The sequence below is a fragment of the Bacteroides sp. D1 genome, from assembly GCF_000157095.2.
Classification (GTDB): Bacteria; Bacteroidota; Bacteroidia; order Bacteroidales; family Bacteroidaceae; genus Bacteroides; species Bacteroides xylanisolvens.
In genome coordinates, this window is record NZ_JH114332.1 from 230,622 (window position 1) to 243,136 (window position 12,515).

Annotated in this window: 9 protein-coding genes; 4 read left to right on the forward strand and 5 right to left on the reverse strand. The window is 43.4% G+C overall.

The features are described 5' to 3' along the window. Window positions 1–213: 213 nt before the first annotated feature. Together BSAG_RS17655 and BSAG_RS17650 are read right to left on the reverse strand one after the other, a co-directional pair. Window positions 214–1,848 carry a rhamnogalacturonan acetylesterase gene (locus BSAG_RS17655; RefSeq protein WP_004312574.1) on the reverse strand — a complete coding sequence of 545 codons (1,635 nt, stop codon included), beginning with the start codon at window positions 1,846–1,848 and terminating at the stop codon, window positions 214–216. A gap of 129 nt (window positions 1,849–1,977) precedes the next feature. Continuing rightward, entirely contained in the window at window positions 1,978–3,117 is a 1,140-nt protein-coding gene (locus BSAG_RS17650; RefSeq protein ID WP_004312573.1) for a glycoside hydrolase family 88 protein, read from the reverse strand. A gap of 244 nt (window positions 3,118–3,361) precedes the next feature. Between BSAG_RS17650 and BSAG_RS17645 the strand changes: the two genes are divergently transcribed. From BSAG_RS17645 to BSAG_RS17630, 4 genes are all read left to right on the forward strand, one after another. Beyond that, complete coding sequence (locus BSAG_RS17645; protein ID WP_004312572.1) at window positions 3,362–5,203, forward strand: rhamnogalacturonan lyase; 1,842 nt, start codon at window positions 3,362–3,364, stop codon at window positions 5,201–5,203. A 3-nt stretch (window positions 5,204–5,206) separates the two neighbouring features. Then, window positions 5,207–6,616: a glycoside hydrolase family 105 protein gene (locus BSAG_RS17640; protein ID WP_004312571.1), complete on the forward strand. Its 1,410-nt coding sequence runs from the start codon at window positions 5,207–5,209 to the stop codon at window positions 6,614–6,616. Between the two features lie 19 nt (window positions 6,617–6,635). Continuing rightward, window positions 6,636–6,950: an L-rhamnose mutarotase gene (rhaM, locus tag BSAG_RS17635; protein WP_004308498.1), complete on the forward strand. Its 315-nt coding sequence runs from the start codon at window positions 6,636–6,638 to the stop codon at window positions 6,948–6,950. A 225-nt stretch (window positions 6,951–7,175) separates the two neighbouring features. Then, window positions 7,176–11,468: a two-component regulator propeller domain-containing protein gene (locus BSAG_RS17630; protein ID WP_008771105.1), complete on the forward strand. Its 4,293-nt coding sequence runs from the start codon at window positions 7,176–7,178 to the stop codon at window positions 11,466–11,468. Window positions 11,469–11,538: 70 nt separating this feature from the next. Here the strand turns inward: BSAG_RS17630 and BSAG_RS17625 are convergent, their stop codons facing one another. The 3 genes from BSAG_RS17625 to BSAG_RS17615 are packed head-to-tail and all read right to left on the reverse strand — an operon-like array spanning window position 11,539 to window position 12,511. Beyond that, the gene (locus BSAG_RS17625; RefSeq protein ID WP_004308500.1) at window positions 11,539–11,745 is read right to left on the reverse strand and encodes a DUF3791 domain-containing protein; all 207 of its coding nucleotides are present in this window, start codon (window positions 11,743–11,745) and stop codon (window positions 11,539–11,541) included. Next, window positions 11,742–12,266 carry a DUF3990 domain-containing protein gene (locus BSAG_RS17620; RefSeq protein WP_004308501.1) on the reverse strand — a complete coding sequence of 175 codons (525 nt, stop codon included), beginning with the start codon at window positions 12,264–12,266 and terminating at the stop codon, window positions 11,742–11,744. The genes BSAG_RS17625 and BSAG_RS17620 overlap by 4 nt, the downstream gene beginning before the upstream one ends. Continuing rightward, complete coding sequence (locus BSAG_RS17615) at window positions 12,263–12,511, reverse strand: DUF3791 domain-containing protein (RefSeq protein WP_004308502.1); 249 nt, start codon at window positions 12,509–12,511, stop codon at window positions 12,263–12,265. Before BSAG_RS17615 ends, BSAG_RS17620 begins: the two co-directional genes overlap by 4 nt. Window positions 12,512–12,515: the final 4 nt, after the last annotated feature.

The following is a 12,515-nucleotide window of genomic DNA, read 5'->3' on the forward strand; positions in this document are numbered from 1 at the left end:
ATTATAAACTATAAACGCAAGTTCTGTTTTTATAAATGAAGCTTTTGATTATAAAAACAAAACTTGCATTTTTATAAACGGAACTTGCGTTTATAGATTAGTCTTAAGCAACTGATACTTTGGTACTAATCCAAAAGAAGTTTGCAAAGGGATAAGAGTAACTTTTCTATTAATAGATTACGGGATAGATAGCGTACTTTATCCCTTATGTTCTTACTTTAAGTAATTCTTTAACGGGCAATCGCTCTTTTTCAACCCTTCAACAATGCTTTTCGCATTCATGTGCGCTCCTTTCAAAGAAGAGTGTGTATGGTCATGATTATAGTAAGTTGCTGCTTTCTTCACACCTTTCTTTTCTAGTTTATCGGCACTAATCTTATTCAGATCGATAAAATAAGCTCCCGTAGCTTCCGCAGCTTCACGTGTCCACTTGCCAAAAGACTCGGTATTACGTTCTATTTTTCCATCTTTCCATTTGTTGCGTGGCGTATGACTAAGAACGATGGGAATGGCACCTTTCTCCTGAACATCCATGATGAACTTTCGAAGATACCAGCCGAAAGTATAAACAACTTGATATTTGCCTGTCTTTTCCATTAGAAAGACTTTGCTCTCATCTCCCGAACCGCGCAATTCGGCACGGGCTTTCCCTTTGTTTATATCTCCTGCATCATTATGTCCGAACTGAATCAGAACGAAGTCCCCCGGTTGCAAGGCATTGTATACCTTATCCCAACGACCTTCATCGAGGAAAGTACGTGCACTACGTCCTGCCATCGCACGATTTTCTACAGAAATTTTATTTAGATTGAACTCGTCAGCAATTACGCTTCCCCAACCCCACATACCGTTTTTGTCTTTATCTTCATTTCTGACCGTACTATCTCCGATAGTAAACAATACCGGACGTCCCTCTTTCCGACTGGAATCTGTCACTGTATCTTTCTCAACAGGTTTCAGATAATTGGCTAATTCCAGTCCTTCATACGCACGTATTCCGTCAGCAGCAGATTCAGCATTTACTTTAGCACCGAAAGCACTTGTATGTATACGGTCGATGTAGAACATATATTTCACCTTATTCTTGCCGAACTTTTCAAATTTGCGGGCACTGATATCATTCAAATCAATAAAAGGAACATGCTGTTCTTCGGCTACTTGCTTTGCCCACAATCCAAAAGTCTTGTTGACACGTGTGATGATGGTGCTGTCTTTGTCTTCCCAAGCATTGCGGGGAGTAAGCGAAAAAAGGATCGGATGAGCACCTTTGGCTTTTACATCTTGAATGAAACGACGCATATATTCCCCGTAGGTATATACGGTTTCTTTTACTCCGGTTTCTTTAATCGTTACGTTCAGTGTATCTTTGCCAATTCCGGGAATGGAAGCACGGGCACGTCCGCTGTCGTATGGGCCGTTGTCATTGTGCCCTAGTTCGATGATAACCCAGTCTCCCGGGCGTACTCCTTTGATTACATCCGGCCATAAACGGTTATAGAAAGTACGGCTACTGGTTCCACCCAGTGCATGATTTTCTACAGTAATCCGGTTAGAGTCGAAATAATCACCTGCATAATAGCCCCATCCCCATTGTCCGTTGTTGCCGTTTCCTAAAGTTCCGGTACGCATGGTAGAGTTACCTACCAGGAACAGAACAGGGTTGTCACCTTTCCGGCTCGAACCGGCTTCCGGTCGCGAGGTACGTGCTTTATTCAGGCTGTCCAGCGTGTTGTCAATTACTTGATTGACGTCTGCCATGGGAGCGGAAACTTTATTTTGCGCTTGCAGTTGCAAACTAAATGTAATGGCCATCAGCCAACATATATACGGGAATAATTTGTTTTTCATGAATCTGTTTTCTTTGAAATCCCTCACTGACCGGTGTCTAAACAGTCAGTGAGGGAACTAGCTACTAACTAACCTCTAACTAAACCTAATGAATGATTATCTTTAAACCTAATGAAAAAACTGTCTATGTTATTTTAATTTATAAACTTCTGTTCCGGCAAGCAGGAAACAACCGACTCCGTAGTCTTCAAAGTCGGGCACACTCTTATAAGTAACCGGCTGTCCGTCTTTAGGCTCTTTGCCTGTTCCCTGCACATATCCCAGGAATCCGTTCGGATGTACGGCATCTTTCACCATAGCGTTCCATGCTTTTAAAAGGACGGGAAGATATTCTTTGCGGTCGAGCAGTCCGTTGCGCACTCCCCAAGCCATGCCGTATACAAACAGTGCTGTTCCGGAAGTCTCTTTACCTCCGAAGTTCGTCGGATCATGAAGACTCACATTCCAGAAACCATCTTCACGCTGACATTTTTTAAGTGCCTTGCTCATAGCGAGAAAATCATTTATATAGTCCTGGCGATGTGTTTCATTGGCAGGGATTTCATCCAATACCCGTACAAGAGCTGCATATACCCAGCCATTTCCACGACTCCAGTAGCAATCTTCTCCATTCGGTTCTTTGTAAGGAGGATCAAAGTCCTGATCGCGCCACCATAAGCAATCTTTAGGATTATACATTCCGGCTTCTCCGTGCACGTTACGAGTGTAAGAATACATATCCCACATCTTATCGTAGTATTTCTGTTCACCGGTCATTTTTCCAAACTTTGCGTAGATTGGCATTGCCATCTGGATAGCGTCAATCCACCACCAATCGTTCACCTGCGGAGTGTTGACTACCATATCGATACTTGCTTTTATATTCCGGATCATATTCGGATCGGACGGACACATATTATAAAGGTCGATATAAACTTGTCCGCAGCAATGGTCGTCTGCGTTACGGGTGGTATTGCCGTTTCTCATTCCCCATTTGTGGAAATCAGCCCAATCGTAGGCATACTTATAATAATCCTCACGAGGGTAAATGCCATACAGAGCCATTAATCCTTCATAATATACGCCTCTCGTCCATATATTGCTTGGACGAACTCTGCCATAGAAAGAAGGCAATGTGTAATCGGCATACTTTTTCATAAAGTAGTCGTTTACTTTTACGATAGTCTCTAAAGTCTCTTTTTGTGCAGGTAACTCTTGTGCCATGACCGGCTTTCCTGTCATAAGACAAAGAAGAGTTACTGTAAAGAATGAGAGTAGTGATTTCTTCATGGTGAAATAATTCTGTTTTATTAATTGGGTGTTCATTCTAATTTTCATTGGCAAAGATAAGGGACGCACTTTTCTTTTTCAATGGATTTCCGTTCAGATATATTCATTTTTGTTCACCAGGTAGTTATAATGCGGTTTAAAAGTGGGCTATATGATGATTTCTACATAGATCTGTACAATATTCTATTTTATAAGTAGGCTGTGCCGCTTACTTTTGTGTTGTAAATTGATTAACGATAAAACTATGAAATGCATAAGTGCTTTTTTAAGTCTGTGTCTGATAGCTGCTTTTGTAGTGGCGCAGCCGAACTATGACTTTTCGAAACTGAAACGCGAACATTTGGGACGCGGGGTAATTGCCATCAGAGAGAATCCATCTACTGTTGCCGTGTCTTGGCGTTATCTGTCCTCCGACCCGATGGACGAATCTTTTGATGTTTATAGAAACGGTGAAAAGGTAAACAAATATCCGATAAGAAATGCGACTTTCTTTCAGGATATATATAAAGGTACGGAATCCGTACTTTATACCGTCAAAGCTATCCAATCAAAAACGGAAAGCAATTATCAATTGCCGTCCGATGCTCCGGCTGGTTATCTGAACATTCCGCTGAATCGTCCTGAAAACGGTACGACTCCGGCAGGGCAAAGTTATTTCTATGCTCCTAATGATGCCAGTATCGGCGATGTGGACGGTGACGGGGAATATGAGATTATCTTGAAATGGGATCCGTCGAACGCACATGATAATTCGCATGACGGTTACACCGGAGAGGTATATTTCGATTGTTATAAATTAAACGGGCAACATTTATGGCGCATTAATCTGGGACGTAATATACGTGCCGGTGCACACTACACCCAGTTTATGGTGTTTGACTTCGATGGTGACGGTAAAGCGGAAGTAGTAATGAAAACCGCCGACGGAACAGTGGACGGAAAAGGAAAAGTGATTGGAGATGCGCAAGCTGACTATCGGAATGAACAGGGACGTATTTTGACCGGACCGGAATATCTGACTGTCTTCAACGGACTGACAGGAGAAGCGATGCAAACAATTGATTACGTACCGGGAAGAGGAAACCTGATGGACTGGGGAGACAATCGTGGTAATCGTAGTGACCGCTTTTTGGCTTGCGTAGCCTATCTCGACGGCATCCATCCTAGTGTTGTGATGTGTCGTGGGTATTATACCCGTACAGTATTGGCAGCATACGACTGGAATGGAAAGGAACTGAAAGAACGCTGGATTTTCGACAGTAACCATCCCGGTTGTGAAGACTATGCCGGACAAGGTAATCATAACCTTCGGGTAGGTGACGTAGACGGTGACGGATGCGATGAGATTATCTACGGCTCGTGTGCCATCGACCATAACGGCAAAGGGCTGTACACAACGAAGATGGGACATGGAGACGCGATTCATCTGACTCATTTCGATCCTTCCCGCAAAGGGTTGCAAGTATGGGACTGTCACGAAAACAAGCGTGACGGAAGTACGTACAGAGATGCGGCAACCGGAGAAATACTTTTCCAGATAAAAGATAGTACAGATGTCGGGCGTTGCATGGCGGCTGATATTGACCCGACCCATCCGGGCGTTGAAATGTGGTCTCTTGCTTCCGGAGGAATAAGAAATATAAAAGGAGAAGTGGTGAAAGCCCGTGTCAGAGGATTGTCATGTAATATGGCTGTCTGGTGGGACGGTGATTTACTGCGCGAACTGCTGGATAGAAATATAGTCAGCAAATATAATTGGAAGAAAGGAGTCTGTGAGCGTATAGCCATTTTCGAAGGAGCTCTTTCCAACAACGGAACGAAGGCAACACCTTGCCTGCAAGGAGATATTGTAGGCGACTGGCGGGAAGAAGTACTGTTGCGCACAGCCGATAATACCGCTTTGCGACTTTATGTCTCTACCATTCCCACTGATTACCGCTTCCACACCTTTTTGGAGGATCCTGTTTATCGCATCAGTATCGCTACCCAGAACGTAGCCTACAACCAGCCGACACAACCGGGATTCTACTTTGGGCCGGATTTGCAGGGAACCCTATTCAGAGGATGTAAAATACCTAAAAAATAAAATATGAATATTCGTATCATAGCCATTACTTTGTTGCTGATAGCTTTGCCTGTCAGCGCACAGAAAAAGAAAACTGTAGTGAATGACTCAAACACCCCTTTGCATTTATTGCAACCTGCTTATCAGGGCACGTATGGTGATTTGACACCGGAACAGGTAAAGAAAGAGGTAGACCGTGTATTTGCTTATATAGATAAGGAGACTCCCGCCCGTGTGGTAGACAAGAATACGGGTAAAGTGATTACCGACTATACAACGATGGGAGAGGAGGCACAACTGGAGCGTGGAGCTTTTCGTTTGGCAAGTTATGAATGGGGAGTGACCTACTCTGCCTTGATAGCGGCATCCGAAGCTACGGGCGACATACGCTATATGGATTATGTACAGAATCGTTTTCGTTTTCTGGCCGAAGTAGCACCGCATTTCAAGCGTGTTTATAAAGAAAAGGGGACAACGGACCCGCAGTTGCTTCAAATCCTCACTCCGCACGCACTGGATGACGCAGGAGCCGTATGCGCGGCGATGGTGAAAGTCCGTTTGAAAGATCCCTCGCTTCCTGTGGATGAACTGATATGTAATTATTTTGATTTCATCATTAATAAAGAGTATCGTCTGGCAGATGGAACTTTTGCACGCAACCGTCCGCAGCATAACACTCTTTGGCTGGATGATATGTTTATGGGTATTCCGGCAGTAGCACAAATGAGTTATTATGACAAGGAGCAAAAAGATAAATATCTGGCAGAAGCGGTGAGACAATTCCTACAATTTGCCGACCGCATGTTTATCCCCGAAAAAGGACTGTATCGTCACGGATGGGTGGAAAGCAGTAGCGATCATCCTGCTTTTTGTTGGGCGCGCGCCAACGGTTGGGCTATGTTGACGGCTTGCGAACTGCTCGACGTTCTACCGGAAGATTATCCTCAACGTGCGAAAGTGATGGATTATTTCCGGGCTCATGTACGTGGAGTGACAGCCTTGCAAAGTGGAGAAGGACTTTGGCACCAACTGCTCGACCGGAATGATTCTTACCTGGAAACTTCCGCTACTGCGATATATGTATACTGCCTGGCACACGCCATCAATAAAGGATGGATTGACGCCATTGCTTACGGACCGGTTGCTCATCTGGGATGGCATGCCGTAGCCGGCAAGATAAATGCGGAGGGGCAAGTGGAAGGAACCTGTGTCGGTACGGGAATGGCTTTCGACCCTGCTTTTTACTATTACCGTCCGGTCAATGTATATGCGGCACATGGTTACGGACCGGTTCTTTGGGCAGGTGCGGAAATGATTCGCTTGTTGAAAAATCAATATCCACAGATGAATGACAGTGCCGTTCAATACTACCAGGTGAAACAAAAGACGACAGCACCTATTTTTGCTGTCGACACGGAAGAAAAGAAAGATTAACTTTAAATAGATTGAAACCATGAAACGAGAAGCATTTAAAATGTATTTGAAACCCGGATGTGAAGCCGAATATGAAAAAAGACATGCTGCCATCTGGCCCGAACTGAAAGCGCTGCTTTCACAGAATGGAGTGTCGGACTATTCGATTTACTGGGATAAAGAAACAAATATCCTGTTTGCTTTCCAAAAAACGGAAGGGGGAGCAGGTTCGCAGGATTTAGGCAATACGGAAATCGTACAGAAATGGTGGGACTATATGGCGGATATCATGGAAGTGAATCCGGACAACTCACCGGTATCCATTCCTTTGCCGGAAGTGTTCCACATGGATTGAGTTTTCAGTAATTCTATCAGTCTGTAATTTTTTAGACGCGGATTACACGGATGACACAGATTTAAGAATAAAAAATCCGCGTCATTCATGTAATCCGCGTCTAAAAAATGGTAATAATTGTCCTTTAGCATATTCACTTCCTACTATTTAATGGAGTGTTTCTTTTATTATCTCAACTATCTTGATTATTTTTGTCCTACATTTATTATTAATCTTGGAATCTATATGACGCAAAGACACCTTTTAGTCTTCACTTTCCTTGTTAGCTTTGTACTGAATGCCTATAGTGCAATAGAGCTTCGTTCTACACAAATGAGAACTAGTGACGGTCTTCCCAACAACTCTATCCGATACATCTATCAGGATAGCAAAGGCTTTTTGTGGCTGGCTACCTTGAACGGATTAAGTCGTTATGACGGCAACTCTTTCCTGACCTTTCGTCCGGAAGCCGGAGATAAAGTGTCTTTGGCCGACAACCGGATTTACGATCTCACAGAAGATAAAGATGGCTTTTTATGGATTTCCACTACACCTGAACTATATAGCTGCTATGATTTGCAACGTGCCCGTTTTGTTGATTACACGGGTTGCGGCGAGTTAAGGCAGAATTACTCTACTGTATTTGTTACAGCCAACGGAGACGTATGGTTATCACATCAAGGCAATGGTTGCCGACGTATGGTGCATCAGAAAAACGGTGAAATGACATCCACCGTATTCAGGACAGAACGTGGAAACCTGCCGGACAACCGGGTGAAATTCGTGAATGAAGATGCCAGTGGACGTATCTGGATAGGCACTCAATGCGGATTGGTTTCTGTCTCCAACGGACAATATCGGATAGAAGACCGGTTGATTCATTTCACTTCTTCTCTGGCTTATAAGGATGACATGTATTTCCTTACGGCAGATGGAGATATTTATTATTACCATTCGGCTACGCAGAAGATGCAGAAGCTGGCTGCCCTTTCAACCGTTGCAGGGCAGACGTCGCCTACCGGAAATTTCTTGTTGAAAGATAAATGGATGATTCTGACTACGACCGGAGTATATACTTATGATTTTACGACCGGAGAAGTAGCCGCTGACCCCCGTCTGAATATTAAAAAGGGCGAACTGATTCGCGACAACCACGGAGACTATTGGATATATAATCATACAGGACGCCTCACCTATGTGATTGCCGCAACCGGTGAAAGTAAAGATTTCCAGTTGATCCCTCAAGACAAGATCAGCTACATTGACTTCGAACGTTATCATATCGTACATGATTCCCGCGGAATCATCTGGATTTCTACCTATGGGAATGGGCTTTTTGTTTATAACACAGCCGAAGATAAACTGGAACATTTCGTTGCCAACATCAACGATCAAAGTCATATCAGTTCGGATTTCCTGCAATATGTCATGGAAGATCGTGCCGGTGGCATCTGGGTAGCTTCGGAATATTCGGGTTTATCCCGCATTTCAGTGTTGAATGAAGGAACTTCCCGCATCTATCCCGAATCCCGTGAACTGTTCGACCGTTCGAATACCATCCGTATGTTGACCAAGATGTCTAATGGCGATATTTGGGTAGGTACGCGTAAAGGCGGACTTTATACCTTTGACGCGAATCTTCAGTCGAAAATGACGAATCAATATTTTCATTCCAATATTTATGCAATCGCTGAAGATCGCCAGGGACAGATGTGGACTGGAACCCGTGGTAATGGATTGAAGGTGGGAGATACCTGGTATTATAATACCCCGTCCGACCCGACTTCATTGTCGGATAATAACGTTTTTGCTATTTATCGCGATCGCAAAGACCGTATGTGGGTGGGTACATTCGGCGGAGGGCTCGAATTGGCTGAACCCACTTCTGACGGGAAATATAAATTCCGGCATTTCTTCCAGCAAACGTTCGGAATGAGGATGGTGCGTGTGATAGAAGAAGATGAAAACGGAATGGTCTGGGTAGGAACCAGTGAGGGGATTTGTATCTTTCATCCGGACTCACTGATTGCGGATGGCGATAATTATCATCTCTTCAGTTATACAAACGGAAAATTCTGCAGTAATGAAATCAAATGTATCTATCGTGATACGAAAGAACGTATGTGGATTGGTACTTCCGGTTCGGGATTGAACCTCTGTACGCCGCAGGACGACTATCATTCATTGAAATATGAGCATTACGGAACTTCCGAAGGGTTGGTCAACGATGTAATCCAGTCTGTTTTGGGAGATAGAAAAGGAAACCTTTGGGTAGCGACTGAATATGGAATTTCCAAGTTCACCCCGTCCACCCGTTCTTTTGAGAACTATTTCTTTTCTTCCTATACTTTAGGTAATGTATATAGCGAGAATAGTGCTTGTATGCGTGAAGACGGGAAATTGCTTTTTGGTACAAACTATGGATTAATTGTGATCGACCCTGAAAAGATACAAGATAGTGAGACGTTTTCTCCGGTTGTTTTCACTGATTTGTACGTCAATGGAACCCAGATGAATCCGCAGATGGAGGATTCTCCTCTAAAACAGTCTCTTGCTTATTCGGATGAAATTACGCTGAAATATTTTCAAAACTCATTCCTGATAGATTTCTCCACTTTCGACTATTCGGATAGCGGACATACGAAATATATGTATTGGTTGGAAAACTATGACCAGGGATGGAGTGCTCCTTCTCCACTGAATTTCGCTTCCTTTAAGTACCTGAATCCGGGAACCTACATACTTCATGTCAAGTCCAGCAATGGGTCGGGTATCTGGAACGACAGTGAGACTACACTGAAGATTGTAATCGTCCCACCGTTTTGGAAGACTACCTGGGCAATGTTGTGCTATGTTCTGTTATTGATGGTAGCCTTGTATTTTGCCTTCCGTATCGTCCGCAACTTTAATGGTTTGCGTAACCGTATTAACGTAGAGAAGCAACTGACTGAATATAAGCTGGTCTTCTTCACCAATATTTCTCATGAATTCCGTACGCCGCTTACTTTAATCCAGGGAGCCTTGGAGAAAATCCAGCGTGTCACGGATATTCCGCGCGAATTGATATATCCTCTGAAAACAATGGATAAGAGTACGCAACGTATGTTGAGACTCATCAACCAATTGCTGGAATTCAGAAAGATGCAGAATAATAAACTGGCGCTTTCTTTAGAGGAAACAGATGTCATCTCTTTCCTTTATGAAATATTCTTGAGCTTCGGCGACGTGGCGGAACAGAAGAATATGAACTTCCGTTTCTTGCCTTCGGTGCCATCTTATAAGATGTTTATTGATAAAGGAAATTTGGATAAGGTGACTTATAACCTGCTTTCAAATGCATTTAAATATACTCCTTCCAACGGAACGATTATTCTTTCGGTGAATGTGGACGAAGGGAAACAAACATTGCAGATTCAGGTTTCGGATACGGGAGTAGGGATTCCTAAAGAGAAACAGAATGAATTGTTCAAGCGGTTTATGCAGAGTAATTTTTCCGGTGACAGTATTGGGGTCGGTCTGCATTTGAGCCACGAACTGGTGCAGGTGCATAAAGGTACGATTGAGTATAAAGACAATGAAGGTGGCGGTTCTGTATTTATCGTATGTATTCCGACAGATAAGACGGTGTATTCGGAGAAAGACTTCCTTGTTCCGGGCAACGTATTGCTGAAAGAGGCAGACGGTCATGCACATCATTTATTACAGCTTTCGGAAGAGCTTCCTGACCCGGAAAAGATGGCTGCTCCTTTGAATAAACGGAAAGTGCTGATTATTGAAGATGATAATGATATCCGTGAGTTTCTACGGGAAGAAATCGGCGCATACTTTGAAGTGGAAGTGGCTGCCGACGGCACGTCCGGATTTGAAAAGGCCCGTACGTATGATGCTGATTTGATTATCTGTGATGTTCTGATGCCGGGTATGACCGGATTTGAAGTAACCAAGAAACTAAAAACAGATTTTGATACGAGTCATATTCCCATTATCCTTCTGACTGCGTTGAACTCACCGGAAAAGCATCTGGAAGGAATTGAGGCAGGTGCGGATGCATACATCGCCAAACCATTCAGCGTTAAACTGCTGTTGGCACGTGTATTCCGTTTGATCGAGCAGCGCGATAAATTGCGTGAGAAGTTCTCCAGCGAACCGGGTATTGTGCGTCCGGCTATGTGTACTACCGACCGGGATAAAGAATTTGCAGACCGTTTGGCTGCCATTCTCGAACAGAATCTTGCCCGCCCGGAATTTTCTATTGACGAGTTTGCGCAGCTTATGAAGTTGGGACGAACCGTTTTTTATCGGAAATTGCGCGGTGTAACAGGATATTCGCCTAATGAATATTTGCGTGTGGTGCGAATGAAGAAAGCGGCGGAGTTGTTGCTGTCAGAAGATAATCTGACGGTTGCGGAAGTCTCTTACAAGGTAGGCATCAGTGATCCTTTCTATTTCAGTAAATGCTTTAAAGCACAGTTTGGGGTAGCACCATCGGTTTATCAGCGTGGTGTGAATAATGAAGGAATAAATGAAAAAAATGAGTGATAAGGATTCAAAAAGGAACGGTATGAAAAGAAGAGATTTTGTTTGCTTGGTATCATAATATATTCTAAAATTACTGCTTGTCTTGTAATTCACGCAATACATCATTTATAATATAAGTATCACTCATTAGATGCAGTCCGTAACGGGAGTCATGTAACATGGCACATACATTCGTTTCATAAAACAGATTTAATGCTCTTTCCGGGCTTATCTCCAATCGGGCTGATAATAATAGGACGATGCGACTGATTTTTCTCCAAAGTACTTGTTCTCTCATTTGTTACCTCCTTTTCTGTCCATAGTATCCAGTGGAAAACTATTATCAAAATGTAGATATGTATCAATGAGTTGCTGATTGAGCAAACATATCTGATGATTAGGTTGTGCATATACCAATTGCCCGAGGGCTTGCTCTATGGTGATAATGTCGTTAAGGTAATCTTCTATGGTGTCAATAACCCGATCGTTTGCTACGCCTCCTTCTATAATATCATAATCTTTCCAAGGCTGTTTTCCATTCCTACTAGCGACAATAAAATTCAACCAATGCTGATCGTAAGCATCAAAACGAAGTAGCTTGAATCCAGCTTTTATAGCTGCATCCATATCAAATTCGTATACATTAATCCATGCAGTAGTACTTGCCCGTAATAGTTGTACGCGGGCAGCCCACTGTTCTGCTTGTGAGCGTAGTGAGGTTAGATAAAAACCTCTACCGAAATCTAAATCGGCACGTCCCACTTTGGCTAAGGGATGCTCTATAGAAAGGGTGGAGCCATGATAAAGTGTTATTTTCATCCCTTCTCGCCCTCCTGTGCCTCCCAGTTCTTCAAAGCCTCGACCACATCCTCGCCTACATGTTTTAGACTTTGTGTGTGCATCACTTCGTAATTGTCCAGTAGAAGACGTTTGATTAGATTCATTTTCTCTAAACGTCGGCGCATTTCCATAGGAGAAATTCCCATTTCGCGTGCTCCAGCTTCTATTGCCATGACTGCAAAGTGAATCTTTTCACTTTCTAGGATATCCGGTTGTTTACACATAAGC